Source organism: Burkholderia sp. MS455 (assembly GCF_016899445.1).
Lineage (GTDB): Bacteria > Pseudomonadota > Gammaproteobacteria > Burkholderiales > Burkholderiaceae > Burkholderia > Burkholderia pyrrocinia_C.
In genome coordinates, this window is sequence record NZ_CP041779.1 from 1,100,190 (window position 1) to 1,120,894 (window position 20,705).

A 20,705-nucleotide genomic window follows, 5' to 3' on the forward strand; every position below is an offset into this window, starting at 1 on the left:
TCGCAATGAAATCGGGCGCCGTCGGCGCCCGTTTCCTTTTGCGGCAGGGTAGTTCGGCCGCGGCTCGCGCGGGCCGACGCTCAGCGGCCTGCGAGTGTATCCAGCGCGTCGCCCGTTACGCGAACGATGCGCCATTCGGGCAGCACGGTCGCGCCCATCTTTTCGTAGAAATCGATCGCGGGCTGGTTCCAGTCGAGGACCGACCATTCGAAACGCCCGCAACGACGCTCGACGGCCAGTGCCGCGAGGTGGCGCAGCATCGCGGTGCCGAGGCCGGTGCCGCGCTGCGACGGCTGCACGTACAGATCCTCGAGATAGAGGCCGCGACGACCGAGGAACGTCGAATAGTTGTGGAAGAACAGCGCATACGCGACGGTCGCGCCGTTGCGCTCGGCCACGAGCGCTTCGGCGGCAGGCCGCTCGCCGAACAGTGCGTCGGCGAGATCCGCTTCGGTCGCGACGAACAGGTGCGTGAGTTTTTCGAATTCGGCCAGCTCGCGCATCAGCGCGAGGATCGCGCCGACGTCGCGCGCTTCGGCCGCGCGGATCAGCGGCGCGTCGCTCACGCTTCCTCCGGCGGATCGGACAACACGATCTCGATGCCGCCGAAGCGCGATGCGACCCAGTTGTATGCGTGGCATGCGATCCACAGCAGCACGAAGCCGAGGATGGCGTTCAGCAGCAGCGCGCTCAGGATCGTGCTCAACTCGACCATCCCGTAACGGATGTACGCGACGAGAATGCCGAGCAGCACGATCGGCACGCTGAACGTCAGGTAGACGAGGATCAACGCCTTCGCGGTCTGCCCCGCGGCGATCGACGAAATTTGTTTCTTCATGTGCGGATTGCCCCCGTAGAGATATATCGATAGTGAAATTCAGATCAGGCCGTCGAGCGGCAGGATGTCGACCGGAGTGCCCGCGTCGACTGCCGCGGTATCGTGGCCCAGGACGATGAAACAGTTGGCGGCCGCGAGGCCGCTCAGCGACGCGGAACTCTGCGAACCGGCCGGCGCGACGTGCCAGCGGCCGTCGGCGGCGCGCGTCGCGATGCCGCGCAGGTATTCGGTGCGGCCCGCACGCGTCTTCAGCGCATGCGTGCTGAGCGCCGTGTACATCGCCGGCGGCGGCGTCTGCGCGCCGGCCAGCGTCAGCAGCGCGGGGCGCACGATCGCGTAAAACGTCACGGCGGACGCGACCGGATTGCCGGGCAGCCCGAAGAACAGCGCGTGACCGGCGCCACCGGGCGCACGTGCGAGCGTGCCGCACGCGAGCGGCCGACCGGGCCGCAGCGCGAGGCTCGCGAACGTGACGTCGCCGAGCCGTGCCATCACGTCGCGCGTGAAGTCGGCTTCACCGACCGATACGCCGCCCGACGTGATCACCGCATCGGCCTGCGCGGCGACGGCGTCGCGCAATGCGGCTTCGAGCGCGGCCGGGTCGTCGCGGACGATCCCGAGATCGATCGCGTCGACGTGCAGCCTTTCGAGCATCGCGATCAGCATCCCGCGATTGCTGTCATACAGCGCGCCGCGATCGAGCGGGTCGCCGGGCTCGCGCAGTTCGTCGCCGGTCGAGAACACGGCGACGCGCACGCGCCGGCGCACCGTGACGTCGGTGAAGCCGAGCGACGCGAGCAGGCCGAGATCGGACGGCCGCAGGATGCGGCCCGCGGCGAGCGCGCAGGCGCCGCGCGCGAGGTCTTCGCCGGCCTTGCGGCAGTTCGCGCCGTGCGCGACGTCGTGCGCGGCGAAGCGGATCGTGTCGCCGTCGACACGCACGCGTTCCTGCGGAATTACCGTATCGCACCCGGCCGGTATCGGTGCGCCCGTCATGATGCGCACGCATGAACCGGCCGCCACGGCGCCGTCGAACGGATGGCCCGCGAACGCGGTGCCGGCGACCGTCAGCGCGACGTCCTCCTGCGGCGCCGCGTGCGCGCCGGCGCTGCCGTCGAACGCATAACCGTCCATCGCCGAGTTGTCGTACGCGGGAATGTCGAACGGTGCGTTCACGTCGGCCGCAAGCACGCGGTCGAGCGCGTCGCGCAGCGTCACCGTGTCGCACGCGTCGACAGGCACCGCGAAGCGGCACGCGAGCGCCTGCGCGTCGGCAAGCGACAGCGGGGCATCGGAATCGGGTGCGGTTCGGGAGGCGGGCGAGGATTGCGTGATCATCAGTCGGACTGCGCCGCGAGGCGTATCGGGTTCGTGGCCGGTGGCGCGAGGAGGGTGCCTGGGCGCGGGTTTCGCGTGCGGCGGGCGCCCGGCGGGAACGGCGCGGGCGCCGTCAGCGACGGGCCAACGCGGCAAGTTCCTGCCAGGAGTTGGCATTGTAAAACGCACGCTCGTCGCGAAACTCGACTTCGACCGTCTTGTGGCGTGCGTACCACGCACGCACCTTGCGGTCGCCGGCGGCAAGCCGCGCGGCGAGATCGTCGGCCAGCGCGGTGCGTAGCAGCGCGAACGTCGGCTGTGGCGAGCGCGCCTGCTGCGCATCGACAGTGACCGCCATCGCGATGTCGGCCCGCTGCGCGGCGAGCGCCGCATGCAGCCGCGCGACCAGGTCGGCGGGCAGAAACGGCGTATCGCACGGCGAGCACGCGACGAGCGGCGCGTGCGCGGCCCGCATACCGGCAAGCAGGCCTGCGAGCGGGCCGGGGAAATCGGGTGTTTCGTCCGCGACGACGCGTGCGTCGAACGGCGCACCGAGCTCCGCATAACGATCGGCGTGGCGATTCGCGCTGATCAGCGTCTCGTCGACCTGCGGCGAGAGCCGGCGCAGCACGTGCAGCGCGAGCGGCGTACCGTCGAGCAGTTGCAGGCCCTTGTCGACGCCGTCCATGCGCGTGGCGCGCCCGCCTGCGAGCAGCAGGCCGGCGATCGAGGGAGAGGCGGAAACGGGCATCGTGCGAAGGCGGAAAGGGCGGCGTGCGTCAGCCGCCGATATACGACATTTCGACGCGCTTGCCGGCGCCGTCGGGCGCGGGTTCGGCCGACGCGCTGCCGCGCAGTTGCGAATAGCGGTCGGTGCGCGCCTGCCAGATGCGGGCGATCGCAGTCGCGATCTCGGCGTCGCTTGCGCCGCCGCGCACGAGCGCGCGCAGGTCGTGGCCCGTCGACGCGAACAGGCACAGGTACAGCTTGCCTTCGGTCGACAGCCGCGCGCGCGTACAGTCGCCGCAGAAGGCCTGCGTGACGCTCGAGATCACGCCGATCTCGCCGCTGCCGTCCGCATAACCCCAGCGTTGCGCGGTTTCGGCCGCCGTGTGCGCGTCGAGCGGCACGAGCGGGAAATGTTCGGCGATCCGCGCAACGACGTCCGCCGACGGCAGCACCTCGGTCATGTTCCAGCCGTTCGAGGTGCCGACGTCCATGTATTCGATGAAGCGCAGGATCACGCCGGTGCCGCGGAAACGCTCGGCCATCGGCAGGATCTCGCCATCGTTGGTACCGCGCTTCACGACCATGTTGACCTTGACCGGCGCGAGGCCGGCGGCCTGGGCCGCGAAGATGCCGTCGAGCACGTCGGCGCTCGCGAACTCGGCGTCGTTCATGCGCTTGAACAGCGTATCGTCGAGCGCGTCGAGGCTGACCGTCACGCGTGTGAGCCCGGCGTCCTTCAGCGCGCGCGCCTTGCGCGCGAGCAGCGAGCCGTTGGTCGTCAGCGTCAGGTCGAGCGGGCGGCCGTCATGCGTTGTCAGGCGCGCGAGGCGCTCGATCAGGAATTCGAGATTCTTGCGCAGCAGCGGCTCGCCGCCCGTGATGCGGATCTTCTCGACGCCGTGTGCGACAAAGAGTCGCGCCACGCGTTCGATTTCCTCGTGCGTGAGCAGCGCGCTGTGCGGCAGGAACGGGTAGTCCTTGTCGAAGACCGCGCGCGGCATGCAGTACACGCAGCGGAAATTGCAGCGGTCCGTCACCGAGATGCGCAGGTCGCGCAGCGGCCTGGCGAACGTGTCGGCCAGCGTGCCGTCGGGGGCATGCGCGACGCCGGAGACGTCCGGCATCCCGCTGACGTCGGCGAGAGGAATGATGCGTCGGGACATGTTGAAAGAAGTGCGAGCCAGACTTGTATTTTAGCCGCAAGCGGCCGCCCGGGTCCGGTGGGCGGAAACCCGCAGCATGGACGTGAAAAAGCCCGCCGGAGGCGGGCTTTTCCTGGTCGGGCGATGCGCCGGTCAGTGGTGCGTCGTTTCGACCTGCTGCATCGGGGCCGTATCGACCGGCGGCAGCGCCTTGCGTTCGCGCGGCACGCGGGCCGGACGCGGGAGGTGCGATGCGGCTTCCTGCGCAGCGGCGAACTTGTCGGCGTCCGTGTTCACCCAGACGAGACCGGCCTGCTCCAGCACGACATCCAGGCTCGCCGAAGCGGGCGAGGCTGCCGGTTGCGCGGGGGCAGGAGCCGGTGCCGGTGCCGGTGCTGCAACGGCCTCGACCGGTGCCGCTTCGACATGCGCCGGCTCGACAGCCACCGGAGCGGCTTCGGTCGTCACGACCGGTGCGGCCTGCTCGACGGGCGCGGACTGCGGCGCCTCGACAGCGGCCGGCGCCGCTGCCGGTGCCGCAGGCACTTCGAACGCATCGGTCGGCGAAACCGCGACCGGAGCCGGACCGGCTTCCATGTCGACGGCCGCTGCGACCGGTGCCGGTTCTGCAGCCGCCTCGACGGCGACCGCGGGCTCGACTGGAGCGGCCGGAGCCGCTTCGACGTGTGCCGGTGCCGGCTGAGCTTCGACAGCGGCCGGCGCAGCATGCTGCTCGACCGCTGCTTCGACGACGACGGCGCCTGCCACGGCCGCGACGACTGCCGGTGCGGCCGTGTGGGCCGGTTCGGCAGCGGCCGGTGCTTCCGGCGTCACGGTTTGCGCTGAGGCTTCGCCATTCGGGCCTTGCTCGGCCTGGTCGACGACTGCGCCGTCTTCGTCGCGCTCGCGACGACCGCCGCGGCGGCCGCGACGGCGGCGGCGACGTTCCTCGCCGTCACGCGCGCCGGCTTCCGCATCGGCTGCCAGCTCGGCACCGGGCAGGGCTTCTGCAACGGCCTTGTCGGTTTCCGCTTCCGGATGGTTTTCGCCACGGGTGACGGTCTCGAGCGTGGCCGCATGCTGGGTCGGCTTGCGGCGTTCGCCGCGCTCGCGACGCTCGCCGCGTTCCTGGCGCTCGCCACGACCTGCTGCGTCGACGCCTTCCGGCTGCTCGGCACGCTCGCGCGGTTCGCGGTTCTCGCGCGGTTCACGCGGCTCACGGTTTTCACGCGGCTCGCGCGGTTCGCGACCTTCGCGCTGGCCACGGCCCTCGCGACCTTCGCGGCCCTCACGACCTTCGCGGATTTCGCGACCTTCACGCGGCTCGCGACCCTCGCGCGGCTCACGGCCTTCACGCGGTTCGCGCGCTTCCTTGCCTTCGCGCTCCAGGCGTTGCGGCTGACCACGGCCTGCTGCTGCCTGGTCGCGCCCGCCTTGCGCCTGCTGGGCGCCGCCGCGACGGTTGCGGTTGCGATCGCCGCCGCGCTGCTCGGTCTTCTCGGTACGCTCGCGAGCCGGGCGGGCCGCCGGTTCCTTCGCCGGTGCCGGAGCAACCGGTGCGGGCGCCGGAGCCGGCGACATGCCGAACAGGCCCTTCAGCCAGCCGATGAAACCGCCGCTTGCCGCGGCGACAGGTGCGGGGGCCGGAACAGGCTCGACCGGGCGCTGCGGCGCCGGGCTCGGGGCCGGGCGCTCGGGCGTGATGCCCTTGACCGCGGCTTCCTGCTTCGGCTTCACTTCTGCCGTGCGCTTGCTGTAGCCGGTTTCCGACTCGAGTTCGCGGGCAGCTTCCTCGGCCATCTTCCAGGACGCGCGCGGATCGTCGAGGCGCGCGTCGTCGTGGCGCAGGCGCTCGAGCTTGTAGTGCGGCGTATCGAGGTGCTTGTTCGGGATCAGCACGATGCCGACCTTGAAGCGCGACTCGATCTTGTTGATTTCCTGACGCTTTTCGTTGAGCAGGAAGGCGGTCACCTCGACCGGCACCTGGCAGTGGATCGCCGCGGTGTTTTCCTTCATCGCTTCTTCCTGAATGATCCGCAGGACCTGCAGCGCGGACGATTCGGTATCGCGGATGTGGCCGGTGCCGTTACAGCGCGGGCAGGTCACGTGGCTGCCTTCCGACAGGGCCGGGCGCAGGCGCTGGCGCGACAGCTCCATCAGGCCGAAGCGGGAGATCTTGCCCATCTGCACGCGTGCGCGGTCATGCTTGAGCGCGTCTTTCAGGCGCTGCTCGACTTCGCGCTGGCTCTTCGCCGATTCCATGTCGATGAAATCGATCACGATCAGGCCGCCGAGGTCGCGCAGGCGGAGCTGGCGGGCGACTTCGTCGGCCGCTTCGAGGTTCGTGCGGGTCGCCGTTTCCTCGATGTCCGCGCCCTTGGTCGCGCGCGCCGAGTTCACGTCGATCGCGACGAGCGCTTCGGTATGGTCGATCACGATTGCGCCGCCGGACGGCAGCGGCACCGTGCGCGAGTACGCCGTTTCGATCTGGTGCTCGATCTGGAAGCGGGAGAACAGCGGCACGTCGTCGTGGTAGCGCTTCACCTTCGACACGTTGTCCGGCATCACGATGTCCATGAACGCACGGGCCTGATCGTGGATCTCGGTCGTGTCGATCAGGATTTCGCCGATATCGGGCTGGAAATAGTCCCGGATCGCGCGGATCACGAGGCTCGATTCCAGGTAGATCAGCATCGGCTGGCCGGAGTTGCCGCTTTGCGACGCCGCTTCGATCGCGCGCCACAGTTGCAGCAGGTAGTTCAGGTCCCACTGCAGTTCCTCGGCACTGCGGCCGATGCCCGCGGTGCGGGCGATCATGCTCATGCCGTCCGGAATCTGCAGTTGCGACATCGTTTCGCGCAGTTCCTGGCGCTCGTCGCCCTCGATCCGGCGCGATACACCGCCGCCGCGCGGATTGTTCGGCATCAGCACCAGGTAGCGGCCGGCGAGCGAGATGAAGGTCGTGAGGGCAGCGCCCTTGTTGCCACGCTCTTCCTTCTCGACCTGGACGATCAGCTCCTGGCCTTCGCGCAGGGCATCCTGGATGCGCGCGGAGCGCATGTCGATGCCTTCCTTGAAGTACTGGCGGGCGACTTCCTTGAACGGCAGGAAGCCGTGGCGATCTTCGCCGTAGTTGACGAAGCACGCTTCGAGCGACGGCTCGATGCGGGTGACGACACCTTTGTAGATATTGCCTTTGCGCTGTTCGCGCCCGGCTGTCTCGATGTCGATGTCGATGAGCTTTTGCCCATCGACGATGGCGACGCGCAGCTCCTCCTGCTGCGTCGCATTGAACAGCATGCGTTTCATGAACGACTCCAGGCGGCTCCGCAGCCGACGCCTCGCGGTTGTCAGTCGCGAGGGCGGGAACGACGGCAGGCCGCACCTTGTTGTGTTGTCACGAGCACGCTGGAGCGGGAACGATGGCGGGGAGAATTGCCTGAAGAGGCGCTTGGGCCCGAAAGACGGGGCCGGCGGCCGTAGGGCACCTGCGAATACGGCTTCAAAGCACGGCGTTCACACACCGCACGCTGCACAAAAGCGCGCTAAGCCTGAGTCCGGGCATTGCCACGGGCGCGCGCAATGCGTCGCGCGCGCCGACGGGCGGCAGATGCTGCGGCTTGGGCCGCAGCGGGGAGTATCGAATCCAGCCCGACTTTCCCGCTTGGGGTGTACTTCCCTGGTTTGACGTCGCCAAGCCCCGCACGCTTCGCGGGGCCAAATCGGGCGCAACGCCGTAATTTTCGCAACCGGCAGCCTGCGGACGCACTTCGCGCCGTCGGGCTGCCGATCAAATTCTTTTCAACCAACTTTCCGTTACCGCGGCGCCTTGCCGACCGAATCCGCCTGTGGGCGCGATCCTTGCCGACGGGCGGCGCCGTGCGTGCAACTTGCTGCATCTCTTTGATTAGGGGCGAGCAGCGGACCCCCGGCGCAAGTAAAATAATGGTTTCCGCTTGCACCTTGCCCGACTCGGTCGGGGCCGGCCGGTCAGGCCACCCTCAACGTCAGGCTGGGCAAAATTATATTCAGTATGAATGAGTTAGGCAAAATATCCCAGAATTCGGTCGCAAGCGGCCAGGTATCGATGATCGAGATCGATGAAAACTCGGCCGGTCAGCGGATCGACAACTTCCTGTTGCGCGTCTGTAAAGGCGTGCCGAAAAGCCATATTTACCGGATCCTCCGCAGCGGCGAAGTGCGCGTGAACAAGGGCCGGATCGATGCGCAGTACCGTCTCGCGCTCGGTGACGTCGTCCGCGTGCCGCCCGTGCGCGTGGCGGCGGCGGACCTCGCGCGTGCCGACACGCCCATCGTGCCGCCCGCGAATTTCGACGTGCTGTACGAGGATGACGCGATGCTCGTCATCGACAAGCCGGCCGGGGTCGCCGTGCACGGCGGCAGCGGCGTCGCGTTCGGCGTGATCGAGCAGATGCGCCAGGCGCACCCGCGCGCGAAATTCCTCGAACTCGTGCACCGGCTCGACCGCGAGACGTCCGGGATCCTGATGCTCGCGAAGAAACGCACGGCGCTCGTGGGCCTGCACGAACAGATCCGCGAGAACCGGATGGACAAACGTTACTTCGCATGCGTCCACGGCGAATGGCAGCCCGACTGGGGGCGCCGTCGCGCGGTAAAGGTGCCGCTGTTCAAGTATTCGACCCCGGAAGGGGAGCGCCGCGTGCGCGTGCAGGACGACGGGCTGCCGTCGCATACGGTGTTCAACCTCGTCGACCGCTGGCCCGACTACGCGCTCGTCGAGGCGGAACTCAAAACGGGTCGGACCCATCAGATCCGCGTGCACCTCGCGCATCTCGGCCTGCCGATCGCCGGCGACGCCAAGTATGGCGATTTCGCACTGAACAAGGCGCTGGCGCGCGCGAATGCGCAGCCGTCGTTGAAACGGATGTTCCTGCACGCGCACCGGCTGCGGCTCAACCATCCGCTGACCGGCGAGGCGCTGCAGTTCGATGCGCCGCTGCCGGACGAATGCCGGCGCTTCCTCGACCAACTCAGCGCACTGCGCGATACCGCTTGAACCGCATGGCTCGACAGCAATTTGACCTGATCGTCTTCGACTGGGACGGCACGCTGATGGATTCGACTGCGCACATCGCGCACAGCATCCAGGCCGCATGCCGCGATCTCGGCCTGCCCACGCCATCCGACGAGGCGTCGCGCTACGTGATCGGCCTCGGCCTGCGCGATGCGCTGCAGGTTACCGCTCCGACCCTCGATCCGTCCGACTATCCGCGGCTGGCCGAGCGCTACCGTTATCACTATCTGCTCGACGACCAGCGCATCGAGCTGTTCGCCGGCGTGCGCGAGCTGCTCGCCGAGTTGCGCGATACGGGCTACCTGCTCGCCGTTGCGACCGGCAAGGGGCGGGTCGGGCTGAACCGCGTGCTTGACCAGTCGAAGCTGACGAGCCTGTTCGACGCGACGCGCTGCGCGGACGAGACGTTCTCGAAGCCGCATCCGGCGATGCTGCACGAGTTGTCCCGGGAATTGGGGCAGGACCTCGCGCGCACCGTGATGATCGGCGACACGACGCATGACCTGCAGATGGCCGCGAGCGCCGGAGCGGCCGGCGTCGGTGTCGCATACGGCGCGCACACGGCCGACGCGCTGGCTGCGCTCGCGCCGCGCTTCGTCGCGCCGGACGTCGACGCGCTGGCCGCGTGGCTGCGGGAGCACGCATGAGCGCGGCGCCGGACGCCGTGCGCGTGTGCGCATCGGACGCGCTGGCCGACGGCGGCGCCGGCGTGCGCGTCGACGCGACCCTGCGCGGCGAGCAGGCCGTCGTGTTCTTCGTGCGCTACGACGGTCGCGCATACGGTTACCTGAATCGCTGCGCACACGTGCCGATGGAGCTCGACTGGTCCGAAGGGCAGTTCTTCGAGTCGTCGGGCCTGTACCTGATGTGCGCGACGCACGGCGCGATCTACGCGCCGGATACCGGCAAGTGCGTCGGCGGCCCGTGCCGCGGCGGCCGCCTGCGGCCGGTCGAGGTCGACGAACGCGACACGCCCGACGGGCGTGCGGTATTCTGGGTGCCCGACGCCGACCTGCGTCCTGCCGCTCCCGCCACGACCGACTGACGACAACACTGCATGGCCGACCAACCGAATTCCCCCGATTCCTCCTCCCGTCCCGACAGCCGCGAACCGAACTGGGAGCGCGCGGCGCTCGAGCGGATCGCGCTCGCGGCCGTGAAGGAACAGCGCGCGGCGCGGCGCTGGAAGATTTTCTTCCGCTTCGCGTTCCTGGGCGTGTTCGTGCTGCTCGCGTTCGCGCTGATCGATTTCTCGAGCGATTCGAAATTATCGTCGAGCGGGCGGCATACGGCGCTCGTGACGATCGACGGCGAGATCGCGGCCGGCGTCAATGCGAATGCCGAAGACATCAATACGGCGCTCGGCTCCGCGTTCGACGACGACGGCACGGTCGGCGTCGTGCTGCGGATCAACAGCCCGGGCGGCAGCCCCGTGCAGGCCGGCATGGTCTACGACGAGATCCGGCGGCTGCGTGCGAAGCATCCGGACAAGCCGCTGTACGTCGTCGTGACCGACATGTGCGCATCGGGCGGCTATTACATCGCGGCCGCGGCCGACAAGATCTTCGTCGACAAGGCGAGCATCGTCGGGTCGATCGGCGTGCTGATGGACGGTTTCGGCTTCACCGGGCTGATGGGCAAGCTCGGTGTCGATCGGCGCCTGCACACGTCGGGCGAAAACAAGGGTTTCTACGATCCGTTCTCGCCGGAGACGCCGAAGATGGACGCGCATGCGCAGGCGCTGCTCGACCAGGTGCACGCGCAGTTCATCAAGGCCGTGAAGGAGGGCCGCGGCAAGCGTCTGCATGAGACGCCCGACATGTTCTCCGGCCTGTTCTGGACCGGCGAGAAGAGCGTCGAACTCGGGCTTGCCGACGGCTACGGCACGACCGACACGGTCGCGCGCGACGTGCTGAAGGCGCCCGATCTCGTCGACTATACGGTGAAGGAAAGTCTGACGAACCGCGTCGCACGCAAGTTCGGCGCCGCCGTCGGCGGCGCCGCGATGAAGGCTCTGACGGCCGGCGGCGCGTCGTTCAGCCTGCGCTGACCGGCGTCCGGCGGGCCATGATGGCCCGCTGGCCGGCCGCGGCTTCAGTTCGCGAGCAGCAGGAAGATCGCAGGACGCTTGTGCAGATTCGGCGCAGGCGCCTTTTTCCAGTCCGCCACGGTGCGGCTCGCGATCGTCTCGGTCGCGAGGGTCAGGTCGGCCGCGACGCAGATCTGCGTAGACGGCGCGCAGGTCGCAATCAGCGTGTCGAGCATCGCGTGATTCCGGTACGGCGTCTCGATGAAGATCTGCGTCTGGCGCGCCTTGCGCGACAGCTGCTCGAGTTCGCGCAGGCGTTTCGCGCGCGCGGCCGCGTCGACCGGCAGGTAGCCGTTGAACGCGAAGCTCTGGCCGTTCAGGCCCGACGCCATCAGCGCGAGCAGGATCGAACTCGGTCCGACGAGCGGCACGACCTTCACGCCGCGCTCGTGCGCGCGGCGTACCAGCAATGCGCCGGGATCGGCGACGGCCGGGCAGCCGGCCTCGGACACGAGGCCGGCGTCCGCGCCGGCCAGCACGGGCGCGAGCAGGCGGTCGATTTCGCCGGCCGGCGTATTGACGTTCAGCTCGCGGATCTCGATTTCCTGGATCGGACGCGTCGTGCCGATCTTCTTCAGAAAGACGCGCGTCGTTTTCGCGTTCTCGCCGATGTAATAGCCGAGCGTGCCGGCGCGTGCCTGCACGGCCGCGGGCAGCACGGCGGCGAGCATCGATTCGTCGCCCTCGCCAAGCGTGTTCGGGACGAGATAAAGCGTGCCGGCCGTCATGCGCGGTCTCCACGGATGGTTGCAAACAGCGGATATTCGACGGCACGCAGCATCCGCGTGAGCGCGATCAGCGGCAGGCCGACGAGCGCGGTCGGGTCGTCCGAGTCGATCGCGTCGAGCAGCGCGATGCCGAGCCCTTCGGATTTCGCGCTGCCGGCGACGTCGTACGGCGTTTCCGCGCGCAGGTACGCGTCGAGTTCGGCCTCGGGCAGCGAGCGGAAGCGCACGCGCGTGATGATGTCCTCGACCTGTGCCTCGCCCGTGCGGCTGTCGTACAGGCAGAGTGCGCTGTGGAATTCGACTTCGCGGCCCTGCATCGACACGAGTTGCGCGAGCGCGCGCTGGTGCGTGCCGGGCTTGCCGATCTGGAGCCCGTCGAAGGTCGCGACCTGATCCGACCCGATCACGAGCACGCCGTCCGGCGCGTCGATCGTCGCGGCGACGGCGCGCGCTTTCGCGCCGGCGAGGCGCAGGGCGGTCGAGGCCGGAGTTTCGCCGTCGAGCGGGGTTTCGTCGAGGTCGGGCGACACGACGTCGAACGGCACGCCGAGGCGCTCGAGGAGCGTGCGGCGGTAGCGGGAACTGGAGGCAAGAATCAGCCGCGGCGGGCGGCAAACGGTATCCGGCATGGTCGGTTGGATCGGTGAGTCGTCGGGTGTTGTGCGGACGCAAGCTTAAGTGATTGACCGCAAAAGGTAAAACAGGTATGCTTTCCCGCTTTTCGTCGGCAGGCTTCCGTGGTGGCGCCTGCCGGGTCTTCGGAAGTAAAGTACGTACCCGTACGTGAGTGAGCGGCGCCAAGCCGGATCCCGCAAGTCAGCCTGTAGGCAGGAGCGCACATGAACACTTCTTCTGGCAAACCTGCGGCGCCGCTTGATCCGCACGCGGTCGACCTGTTCGAGTTCGCCCGCAGCGGGCGACAGGCAGCAGGGGCGGTGCGCCTCTCGCAACTGCCGCGCATGTTAAACGAAGTGCCGGCGGACGCGCCAGATCGCGACACGGTCTTCACGTGGCAGGCGGAAGGGTTCACGCAGAAGGAATTGCAGGACGACGGCGCCGATGGGCAGCAGCCGTATCTGCGCCTCGCGGTGCATGGCCAGGCGTGGCTCACGTGCCAGCGCTGCATGACCCCGTACGACCAGACGTTCGGCGTCGACATGGTGTACCGCGTCGTCGCGACCGAAGAAGAAGCTGAAGAATTTCCGCTCGACGACGATGAAGCCGATGTGATCGTGGGCTCACGCCAGTTCGATCTCGTCGACTTGATCGAAGAGGAGTTGCTGCTTTCGTTGCCGCTCGTGCCCAAGCACGAGGTTTGCCCGGCAGTTCACGAAAGCCTCGTGTCGGGTGCGAGCGGTCCTGAGGAAGAGGCGGGCGAAGAGTCCGACGAAGCCGCGGACGAAGGCAAACGGCCGAATCCGTTCGCAGCGCTGCAAGCGCTGAAGAAGGACGGTGACGGCACCAAGAAACACTAAGCAGTTGTGGCGCGGGAAGGCGTAAGGGCTTTGGGCCAGGGTAGTTAAGCGCCGGATCGGGCTGTGTTAGAATCCGGAAAATTATTTAGGAGTTAGTCATGGCAGTCCAGCAAAACAAGAAGTCGCCGTCGAAGCGCGGCATGCATCGTTCGCACGATTTCCTGACGGCAACGCCGCTGGCAGTCGAGCCGAGCACGGGTGAAGTGCACCTGCGTCACCACGTCAGCCCGAACGGCTACTATCGCGGCAAGAAAGTCGTCAAGACGAAGAACGACTAAGCGTCAAGTCACGCGTTGCGCGCTACGTTCGCCGTTCGCGTGACAACTGGTTCGCTTGACACTTTCCTGGCTCAACAAAAAGGCGGCATTCAACTGCCGCTTTTTTGTGCCTGAAATTCGTCGCATTCCATGACCGTAAAGCTCACAATCGATTGCATGGGAGGCGACCACGGCCCGTCCGTGACCGTTCCCGCGGCAGTCAAGTTCGTCCGCGCGCATCCCGATGCGCACCTGATGCTCGTCGGCATCGAAAGCGCGATCCGCGCTCAGCTCAAGAAGCTGAAAGCTCTCGACGATCCCGCGCTGACCATCGTGCCCGCCACCGAAGTCGTGGCGATGGACGACCCTGTCGAAGTGGCGCTGCGCAAGAAGAAGGATTCTTCGATGCGCGTCGCGCTCAACCACGTCAAGGAAGGCGCGGCGCAGGCCTGCATTTCCGCCGGCAATACCGGCGCGCTGATGGCCGTTTCCCGTTACGTACTCAAGACGCTGCCCGGCATCGAGCGGCCCGCGATCGCGTCCGCGCTGCCGAACCCGACCGGCTACACGATGATGCTGGACCTCGGCGCGAACGTCGACTGCGAGCCGCAGCACCTGCTGCAGTTCGCGGAGATGGGGCACGCACTGGTGGCCGCGCTCGAAGGCAAGGAGCGGCCGACGATCGGCCTGCTGAACATCGGTGAAGAGGTCATCAAGGGCAACGACACGATCAAGCGCGCAGGCGAGCTGCTGCGCGCCAGCACGCTGAATTTCCGCGGTAACGTGGAAGGCAACGACATCTACAAGGGCACCGTCGACGTGATCGTGTGCGACGGCTTCGTCGGCAACGTCGCGCTGAAGACGTCCGAGGGGCTCGCGCAGATGCTGTCCAACATCATCCGCGAGGAGTTCGGCCGTTCGCTGATGTCGAGGTTGATGGCGCTGCTCGCGCTGCCTGTCCTGATGCGTTTCAAGAAGCGCGTCGACCACCGCCAGTACAACGGCGCGGCGCTGCTGGGGCTGAAGAGCCTCGTGATCAAGAGCCACGGTTCGGCCGATGCCTACGCGTTTGAGTGGGCGATCAAACGCGGGTATGATGCGGTCAAAAACGGCGTGCTGGAGCGCCTCACGCGCGCGATGGCGGACAATTCGGCGTCGCTCGGCGACGGCGAGCACGACGCGGGCGGCGCGGGCCATGCAAGCCCGGCCGCAGGCCCTCACGCCGAACCTTCCGCTGCGCAATCCTCTAAAGCATAAATGGCCCAATCGACTCTCTATTCCCGCGTGCTCGGCACGGGCAGCTATCTGCCGCCCGACCGCGTCACGAACCAGCAGTTGACCGATCGTCTCGCGAAGGAAGGCATCGAGACGAGCGATGAATGGATCGTTGCGCGCACGGGTATCCGTGCGCGCCATTTCGCCGCGCCGGACGTCACGACGAGCGATCTCGCGCTCGAGGCGTCGCGTCGTGCGATCGAAATGGCCGGTATCGATCCCCAGTCGATCGACCTGATCATCGTCGCGACTTCGACCCCCGATTTCGTGTTCCCGAGCACCGCGTGCCTGCTGCAGAACAAGCTCGGCATCAAGAACGGCGGCGCGGCATTCGACGTGCAGGCCGTGTGTTCGGGCTTTGCGTATGCGATGGCGACGGCCGACAGCTTCATCCGCAGCGGCCAGCACCGCACGGCGTTGATCGTCGGCGCCGAGACGTTCTCGCGCATCCTCGACTTCAAGGACCGCACGACCTGCGTGCTGTTCGGCGACGGCGCGGGCGCGGTGATCCTGTCCGCGTCGGAAGAGCCGGGCGTGCTCGGCAGCGCGCTGCACGCTGACGGCAGCTATTCGCATATCCTCTGCACGCCGGGCAACGTGAATCGTGGCGTGATCGAGGGCAGCGCGTTCCTGTACATGGACGGGCAGGCCGTGTTCAAGCTCGCGGTCAACGTACTCGAGAAGGTTGCGATCGAGGCGCTTGCAAAGGCGAATCTCGCGCCTGAACAAATCGACTGGCTGATTCCGCACCAGGCCAACATCCGCATCATGACCAGCACCTGCCGCAAGCTCGGCCTGCCGCAGGAACGCATGGTCGTGACGGTCGACCAGCACGGCAACACGTCGGCCGCGTCGATCCCGCTGGCGTTCGACACCGCGGTGCGCGACGGCCGCATCCAGCGTGGCCAGCACGTGCTGATCGAAGGTGTCGGTGGCGGCTTTACCTGGGGCGCGTCGGTCTTCCGCTTCTGATCCGCGGCGCGCGACTGCTGCGCGCGGATCTCATCGGCGCGCCGTTCGTGCGCGCCGTCCGAATCGATTCAATTGGGGACGATATGAAATTTGCATTCGTTTTTCCGGGGCAGGGCTCGCAGGCAGTCGGCATGCTCAACGCATTCGCCGATCTGGCTGTCGTGCGCGAGACGCTCCAGGAGGCGTCTGACGCACTCAATCAGGACCTCGGCAAGCTGATCTCCGAAGGCCCGGCCGAAGAGCTGAATCTGACCACCAACACGCAGCCCGTGATGCTGACCGCCGCTTACGCGTGCTACCGCGCGTGGCAGCAGGCAGGCGGCCCGGCGCCGTCGATCGTCGCCGGTCACAGCCTCGGTGAATACACGGCGCTCGTCGCGGCGGGCGCGCTCGCGTTCAAGGACGCGGTGCCGCTCGTGCGCTTCCGCGCGCAGGCGATGCAGGCGGCCGTGCCGGTCGGTCAGGGCGGCATGGCCGCGATCCTGGGCCTCGACGACGACACGGTGCGCGCGGTGTGCGCCGAAGCCGCGGAAGCGGGCGTCGTCGAAGCGGTGAACTTCAATGCGCCCGCGCAGGTCGTGATCGCAGGCAACAAGGCTGCCGTCGAGAAGGCGTGCGAGATCGCGAAGGCGAAGGGCGCGAAGCGCGCGTTACCGCTGCCCGTGTCGGCGCCGTTCCATTCGTCGCTGCTCAAGCCGGCATCGGACCAGTTGCGCGACTATCTCGCGAATGTCGACGTGAAGGCGCCGCAGATTCCGGTCGTCAACAATATCGACGTCGCCGTGATCAGCGATCCGGTCGCGATCAAGGACGCCCTGGTGCGTCAGGCGGCAGGCCCGGTGCGCTGGGTCGAGTGCGTGCGGCACATCGCCGGCACGGGCGTCACGCACGTGATCGAATGCGGTCCGGGCAAGGTGCTCGCCGGCCTGACGAAGCGCATCGACGGCAACCTGACGGGGGCGTCGGTGTTCGATCCGGCGTCGCTCGACGAAGCGCTCAAGCTGGTGACCGCCTGACGCGGCGCCTTTTCTCAAGAGACGGATATTCGATTCATGGAAAAGACTCTCGATAAACAGGTTGCGATCGTGACCGGCGCGTCGCGCGGCATCGGCCGTTCGATCGCGCTCGAACTCGCGCGCCTGGGCGCGACGGTGATCGGCACCGCAACGAGCGAATCGGGCGCTGCCGCGATCACCGCGGCGTTCGCGGAAGCGGGCGTCACGGGCCGCGGCGCGGTGCTGAACGTCAACGACGCGGCGGCCGCCGAGACGCTGATCGACGCGACCGTGAAGGAATTCGGCGCGCTGAACGTGCTCGTCAACAACGCGGGCATCACGCAGGACCAGCTCGCGATGCGGATGAAGGACGAGGACTGGGACGCGGTGATCGACACCAACCTGAAGTCGGTGTTCCGCCTGTCGCGCGCGGTGCTGCGCCCGATGATGAAGGCGCGCGGCGGCCGTATCATCAACATCACGTCGGTGGTCGGTTCGGCCGGCAACCCGGGGCAGGTCAACTATGCTGCCGCGAAGGCCGGCGTCGCGGGCATGACGCGTGCGCTCGCGCGCGAAATCGGCAGCCGCGGCATCACCGTGAACTGCGTCGCGCCGGGCTTCATCGACACCGACATGACGAAGACGCTGCCGGAAGAACAGCAGGCCGCGCTCAAGACCCAGATTCCGCTCGGCCGCCTCGGCAGCCCGGAGGACATCGCCCATGCCGTCGCGTTCCTCGCATCGCCGCAGGCCGGTTACATCACCGGCACGACGCTGCACGTGAACGGCGGCATGTACATGTCGTAACGATTTTCGTTTACTATCCGCGCCGTATCCCGTTTTTCAGGCGGATCGGCGCTTGATCGGCCATCAAGCCAACGCGCGTTTTGGCGTCAGCAAACCTGATAAAATGCGCGCACTTGTAAATCTGAACTTTCCCTCGGAGGGGTAATGGACAACATCGAACAACGTGTCAAGAAGATCGTCGCTGAACAACTGGGCGTCGCGGAAGCCGAGATCAAGAACGAAGCTTCGTTCGTGAACGATCTGGGCGCCGACTCGCTCGACACGGTCGAACTGGTGATGGCTCTCGAAGACGAGTTCGGCATGGAAATCCCGGACGAAGAAGCAGAGAAGATCACGACCGTTCAGCAAGCGATCGACTACGCTCGCGCAAACGTCAAGGCGTAAGCGCCTTTCGCGCTTGTTCGCCACGTCGCCGCGATCTTCGCGATTGACGCGCCATCCTGCCGGCTTCGCGCCGGACGGACTAACAGCCACAGGGCTCGCAGGGCTGGTTCCTGTGGCCACTGTGGCTTTTGTTTTTGTCATCCAATAATGGAAAAGAGGTTACCGTGAGCCGCCGTCGTGTTGTTGTTACAGGCCTGGGGCTGATTTCGCCTGTTGGCAATAATGTTGCCGACGGTTGGGCCAATCTCGTCGCCGGCAAGTCCGGTATCGCCACCGTCACGAAGTTCGATCCGTCGAACCTCGCCGTGCATTTCGCGGGCGAGGTGAAGGGTTTCAGCGCCGAGGAGTACATCCCGGCGAAGGAAGCCCGCAGCATGGATACCTTCATCCATTACGGCATCGCCGCCGGCGTGCAGGCGCTCAAGGACAGTGGTCTGGAAGTGACCGACGCCAATGCGGAACGCATCGGCGTGCTGGTCGGTTCCGGCATCGGCGGCCTGCCGATGATCGAAGATACGCACCAGACCTACGTCGATCGCGGCCCGCGCCGGATTTCGCCGTTCTTCGTGCCGGGTTCGATCATCAACATGATCTCGGGCCACCTGAGCATCATGTTCGGCCTGAAGGGCCCGAACCTCGCGACCGTGACGGCCTGCACGACCGGCCTGCATAGCATCGGTCTCGCCGCGCGCCTGATCCAGGCCGGCGATGCGGACGTGATGGTCGCGGGCGGCGCCGAATCGACGGTGTCGCCGCTCGGCATCGGCGGCTTCGCGGCCGCGCGAGCGCTGTCGACCCGCAACGATGATCCGGCGACCGCGTCCCGTCCGTGGGACAAGGATCGCGACGGCTTCGTGCTGGGCGAGGGCGCAGGCGTGATGGTGCTGGAAGAGTACGAGTCGGCGAAGGCGCGTGGCGCGAAGATCTACGCGGAAGTCGCGGGCTTCGGCATGACGGGCGACGCGTACCACATGACCGCGCCGAACATGGACGGTCCGCGCCGCTGCATGGTCGCGGCGCTGCGCGACGCCGGCGTGAACCCGGACGAGGTCCAGTACCTGAACGCGCACGGCACGTCGACCCAGCTGGGCGACAAGAACGAGTCCGACGCGGTGAAGGCGGCCTTCGGCGAGCATGCGTACAAGCTCGTCGTGAACTCGACGAAGTCGATGACAGGCCACCTGCTGGGCGGCGCGGGCGGCCTCGAGTCGGTGTTCACGGTGCTGGCGCTGCACAACAACGTGTCGCCGCCGACCATCAACATCTTCAACCAGGACCCCGAATGCGATCTCGATTACTGTGCGAACACCGCGCGTGACATGAAGATCGACGTGGCCGTGAAGAACAATTTCGGCTTCGGCGGTACCAACGGCACGCTGGTGTTCAAGCGCGTCTGACGCTGAAATCGCTTGACGAGTCCATTCGATGCTCCGGCCGGGCGTCCGCAGCGCTTTGCGTTGCGGGCCTCGGCCGTGTCGTATGTCGTGCTGGCCGCGTTCGTCGCGTCGGCTGCCGCGTCGGCATACCTGTTCTGGACGCCGCGCGCGGGCGCTGCCGCCGGCGCATGCGTGTCGGCCGCGACGGCCGCGCTGCTGGCCGTGTGCGCCGCGCGGGCCTGCGCCCGCCGGCTACCGGCCGAGTTGCGGATCGACGCATTCGGGGAAGTTGCGGCGTTTGGCCGCACCGGGCGGCTGCTGGCCCGCGGCCGTGTGACGGGCCATGCGCACTGGAGCAGCCTGCTGCTCGTGCTGTCGGTCGGGCAGGGCGCCCGGCGGGCCCGGCCGCTGCTGATTCCGGCCGATGCGCTCGACGCCGCGTCGTTCAGCGCGCTGTCCGTGCTGGCGAGAACAGCGGGCGCGGCGGGGCGGGCATGACGGCGGCGCGGTTACCGACCGTAACCAGCGGCCGGTGCGGGAACGCTACAATAGCGCTCCACGTTGCATCCCTAGTTAATGGATTTGTCAGGTGAGTGAAAAAGAAATTGATCAGGTTCTGGTCGAGCGCGTACAGAAGGGCGACAAGGCAGCGTTCGAACTCCTGGTCTCCAAATACCACCGCAAGATCATTCGGCTGATCTCGCGCCTCGTGCGGGATCCCGCCGAGGTCGAGGATGTAGCCCAGGACGCGTTCATCAAGGCGTACCGTGCGTTGCCGCAATTTCGCGGCGAATCTGCGTTCTACACGTGGTTGTACCGGATTGCCGTCAATACGGCGAAGAACTACCTTGCGACGCAAGGTCGCCGCGCACCGACCTCGACCGAGGCCGATGCGGAGGAAGCGGAAACTTTCTCCGACGCAGACCAACTAAGGGATATCAACACGCCTGAGTCGATGTTGATGAGCAAGCAGATTGCCGAGACGGTCAACGCTGCAATGGCCGCCTTGCCCGAAGAATTGCGCCAGGCGATTACGCTGCGCGAGATCGAGGGCCTGAGCTACGAAGAGATCGCGGAAATGATGGGCTGTCCGATCGGGACGGTCCGGTCGCGAATTTTCCGTGCTCGCGAGGCAATCGCTGCCAAATTGCGTCCGCTGCTCGATACGCCCGAAGGCAAGCGCTGGTAAGCGCGATGGGCGGAACGACGCGGGTCGGGGTCTAGTAACGGATAGAGTCGTGAAGTCACGACGGGGTGTGCAAGAT

Annotated in this window: 22 protein-coding genes; 14 read left to right on the plus strand and 8 right to left on the minus strand. The window is 67.1% G+C overall.

What is annotated here, in order from left to right:
* Positions 1-80: 80 nt before the first annotated feature.
* The 6 genes from FPJ27_RS24325 to FPJ27_RS24350 all read right to left on the minus strand — a co-directional run bounded on the left by FPJ27_RS24325 (position 81) and on the right by FPJ27_RS24350 (position 7,335).
* Entirely contained in the window at positions 81-566 is a 486-nt protein-coding gene (locus FPJ27_RS24325) for a GNAT family N-acetyltransferase (protein WP_204426021.1), read from the minus strand.
* Positions 563-838 carry a hypothetical protein gene (locus tag FPJ27_RS24330; protein ID WP_006476519.1) on the minus strand — a complete coding sequence of 92 codons (276 nt, stop codon included), beginning with the start codon at positions 836-838 and terminating at the stop codon, positions 563-565. Before FPJ27_RS24330 ends, FPJ27_RS24325 begins: the two co-directional genes overlap by 4 nt.
* A gap of 39 nt (positions 839-877) precedes the next feature.
* On the minus strand, positions 878-2,176 hold the full coding sequence (gene glp / locus FPJ27_RS24335; protein ID WP_204426022.1) for a gephyrin-like molybdotransferase Glp: 1,299 nt from the start codon (positions 2,174-2,176) through the stop codon (positions 878-880).
* A 112-nt stretch (positions 2,177-2,288) separates the two neighbouring features.
* A complete protein-coding gene (gene mobA, locus FPJ27_RS24340; RefSeq protein WP_204426023.1) occupies positions 2,289-2,906 on the minus strand; it encodes a molybdenum cofactor guanylyltransferase MobA in 618 nt (205 codons plus the stop codon).
* 28 nt (positions 2,907-2,934) lie between these two features.
* Positions 2,935-4,047 (minus strand): GTP 3',8-cyclase MoaA, encoded by a 1,113-nt coding sequence (gene moaA / locus FPJ27_RS24345; RefSeq protein WP_204426024.1) that lies wholly within the window; start codon positions 4,045-4,047, stop codon positions 2,935-2,937.
* 132 nt (positions 4,048-4,179) lie between these two features.
* Positions 4,180-7,335, minus strand: a complete 3,156-nt coding sequence (locus tag FPJ27_RS24350) for an Rne/Rng family ribonuclease (protein ID WP_204426025.1) — start codon at positions 7,333-7,335, stop codon at positions 4,180-4,182.
* A 724-nt stretch (positions 7,336-8,059) separates the two neighbouring features.
* On the opposite strand from FPJ27_RS24350, the gene FPJ27_RS24355 reads away from it, so the two are divergent.
* The 4 genes from FPJ27_RS24355 to FPJ27_RS24370 are packed head-to-tail and all read left to right on the plus strand — an operon-like array spanning position 8,060 to position 11,132.
* Complete coding sequence (locus FPJ27_RS24355; RefSeq protein ID WP_072436011.1) at positions 8,060-9,064, plus strand: RluA family pseudouridine synthase; 1,005 nt, start codon at positions 8,060-8,062, stop codon at positions 9,062-9,064.
* Between the two features lie 5 nt (positions 9,065-9,069).
* Positions 9,070-9,729: an HAD-IA family hydrolase gene (locus tag FPJ27_RS24360; RefSeq protein ID WP_072436010.1), complete on the plus strand. Its 660-nt coding sequence runs from the start codon at positions 9,070-9,072 to the stop codon at positions 9,727-9,729.
* A complete protein-coding gene (locus FPJ27_RS24365) occupies positions 9,726-10,127 on the plus strand; it encodes a Rieske 2Fe-2S domain-containing protein (RefSeq protein WP_034183087.1) in 402 nt (133 codons plus the stop codon). Before FPJ27_RS24360 ends, FPJ27_RS24365 begins: the two co-directional genes overlap by 4 nt.
* 12 nt (positions 10,128-10,139) lie before the next feature.
* Complete coding sequence (locus tag FPJ27_RS24370) at positions 10,140-11,132, plus strand: S49 family peptidase (protein ID WP_072436008.1); 993 nt, start codon at positions 10,140-10,142, stop codon at positions 11,130-11,132.
* Between the two features lie 44 nt (positions 11,133-11,176).
* Here the strand turns inward: FPJ27_RS24370 and FPJ27_RS24375 are convergent, their stop codons facing one another.
* Entirely contained in the window at positions 11,177-11,899 is a 723-nt protein-coding gene (locus tag FPJ27_RS24375) for an SAM-dependent methyltransferase (protein WP_034183089.1), read from the minus strand.
* Positions 11,896-12,528, minus strand: coding sequence for a Maf-like protein (locus FPJ27_RS24380; RefSeq protein ID WP_204426026.1), 633 nt, complete (start codon positions 12,526-12,528; stop codon positions 11,896-11,898). Before FPJ27_RS24380 ends, FPJ27_RS24375 begins: the two co-directional genes overlap by 4 nt.
* 210 nt (positions 12,529-12,738) lie before the next feature.
* On the opposite strand from FPJ27_RS24380, the gene FPJ27_RS24385 reads away from it, so the two are divergent.
* From FPJ27_RS24385 to rpoE, 10 genes are all read left to right on the plus strand, one after another.
* The gene (locus FPJ27_RS24385; protein WP_204426027.1) at positions 12,739-13,374 is read left to right on the plus strand and encodes a DUF177 domain-containing protein; all 636 of its coding nucleotides are present in this window, start codon (positions 12,739-12,741) and stop codon (positions 13,372-13,374) included.
* Positions 13,375-13,472: 98 nt separating this feature from the next.
* Positions 13,473-13,652: a 50S ribosomal protein L32 gene (gene rpmF / locus FPJ27_RS24390; RefSeq protein ID WP_006759765.1), complete on the plus strand. Its 180-nt coding sequence runs from the start codon at positions 13,473-13,475 to the stop codon at positions 13,650-13,652.
* A 129-nt stretch (positions 13,653-13,781) separates the two neighbouring features.
* Positions 13,782-14,888: a phosphate acyltransferase PlsX gene (gene plsX, locus FPJ27_RS24395; RefSeq protein WP_204426028.1), complete on the plus strand. Its 1,107-nt coding sequence runs from the start codon at positions 13,782-13,784 to the stop codon at positions 14,886-14,888.
* On the plus strand, positions 14,889-15,878 hold the full coding sequence (locus tag FPJ27_RS24400; RefSeq protein ID WP_072436005.1) for a beta-ketoacyl-ACP synthase III: 990 nt from the start codon (positions 14,889-14,891) through the stop codon (positions 15,876-15,878).
* Between the two features lie 83 nt (positions 15,879-15,961).
* On the plus strand, positions 15,962-16,894 hold the full coding sequence (gene fabD, locus FPJ27_RS24405) for an ACP S-malonyltransferase (protein WP_204426029.1): 933 nt from the start codon (positions 15,962-15,964) through the stop codon (positions 16,892-16,894).
* A gap of 36 nt (positions 16,895-16,930) precedes the next feature.
* A complete protein-coding gene (fabG, locus tag FPJ27_RS24410) occupies positions 16,931-17,680 on the plus strand; it encodes a 3-oxoacyl-ACP reductase FabG (protein WP_072436003.1) in 750 nt (249 codons plus the stop codon).
* 144 nt (positions 17,681-17,824) lie between these two features.
* On the plus strand, positions 17,825-18,064 hold the full coding sequence (acpP, locus tag FPJ27_RS24415; protein ID WP_004197638.1) for an acyl carrier protein: 240 nt from the start codon (positions 17,825-17,827) through the stop codon (positions 18,062-18,064).
* A gap of 164 nt (positions 18,065-18,228) precedes the next feature.
* Entirely contained in the window at positions 18,229-19,461 is a 1,233-nt protein-coding gene (gene fabF, locus FPJ27_RS24420; RefSeq protein WP_072436002.1) for a beta-ketoacyl-ACP synthase II, read from the plus strand.
* Positions 19,462-19,473: 12 nt separating this feature from the next.
* Complete coding sequence (locus FPJ27_RS24425; protein WP_204426030.1) at positions 19,474-19,938, plus strand: hypothetical protein; 465 nt, start codon at positions 19,474-19,476, stop codon at positions 19,936-19,938.
* A gap of 91 nt (positions 19,939-20,029) precedes the next feature.
* Positions 20,030-20,629, plus strand: a complete 600-nt coding sequence (gene rpoE / locus FPJ27_RS24430; RefSeq protein ID WP_034183098.1) for an RNA polymerase sigma factor RpoE — start codon at positions 20,030-20,032, stop codon at positions 20,627-20,629.
* The last annotated feature ends 76 nt before the right edge of the window (positions 20,630-20,705 follow it).

Bases quoted from the DNA above. Each gene is read 5' to 3' on its own strand.
- FPJ27_RS24330 (WP_006476519.1), bottom strand. From the start codon at position 838: ATGAAGAAACAAATTTCGTCGATCGCCGCGGGGCAGACCGCGAAGGCG.
- glp (WP_204426022.1), bottom strand. From the start codon at position 2,176: ATGATCACGCAATCCTCGCCCGCCTCCCGAACCGCACCCGATTCCGAT.
- mobA (WP_204426023.1), bottom strand. From the start codon at position 2,906: ATGCCCGTTTCCGCCTCTCCCTCGATCGCCGGCCTGCTGCTCGCAGGC.
- moaA (WP_204426024.1), bottom strand. From the start codon at position 4,047: ATGTCCCGACGCATCATTCCTCTCGCCGACGTCAGCGGGATGCCGGAC.
- FPJ27_RS24350 (WP_204426025.1), bottom strand. From the start codon at position 7,335: ATGAAACGCATGCTGTTCAATGCGACGCAGCAGGAGGAGCTGCGCGTC.
- FPJ27_RS24355 (WP_072436011.1), top strand. From the start codon at position 8,060: ATGAATGAGTTAGGCAAAATATCCCAGAATTCGGTCGCAAGCGGCCAG.
- FPJ27_RS24360 (WP_072436010.1), top strand. From the start codon at position 9,070: ATGGCTCGACAGCAATTTGACCTGATCGTCTTCGACTGGGACGGCACG.
- FPJ27_RS24365 (WP_034183087.1), top strand. From the start codon at position 9,726: ATGAGCGCGGCGCCGGACGCCGTGCGCGTGTGCGCATCGGACGCGCTG.
- FPJ27_RS24370 (WP_072436008.1), top strand. From the start codon at position 10,140: ATGGCCGACCAACCGAATTCCCCCGATTCCTCCTCCCGTCCCGACAGC.
- FPJ27_RS24375 (WP_034183089.1), bottom strand. From the start codon at position 11,899: ATGACGGCCGGCACGCTTTATCTCGTCCCGAACACGCTTGGCGAGGGC.
- FPJ27_RS24380 (WP_204426026.1), bottom strand. From the start codon at position 12,528: ATGCCGGATACCGTTTGCCGCCCGCCGCGGCTGATTCTTGCCTCCAGT.
- FPJ27_RS24385 (WP_204426027.1), top strand. From the start codon at position 12,739: ATGAACACTTCTTCTGGCAAACCTGCGGCGCCGCTTGATCCGCACGCG.
- rpmF (WP_006759765.1), top strand. From the start codon at position 13,473: ATGGCAGTCCAGCAAAACAAGAAGTCGCCGTCGAAGCGCGGCATGCAT.
- plsX (WP_204426028.1), top strand. From the start codon at position 13,782: ATGACCGTAAAGCTCACAATCGATTGCATGGGAGGCGACCACGGCCCG.
- FPJ27_RS24400 (WP_072436005.1), top strand. From the start codon at position 14,889: ATGGCCCAATCGACTCTCTATTCCCGCGTGCTCGGCACGGGCAGCTAT.
- fabD (WP_204426029.1), top strand. From the start codon at position 15,962: ATGAAATTTGCATTCGTTTTTCCGGGGCAGGGCTCGCAGGCAGTCGGC.
- fabG (WP_072436003.1), top strand. From the start codon at position 16,931: ATGGAAAAGACTCTCGATAAACAGGTTGCGATCGTGACCGGCGCGTCG.
- acpP (WP_004197638.1), top strand. From the start codon at position 17,825: ATGGACAACATCGAACAACGTGTCAAGAAGATCGTCGCTGAACAACTG.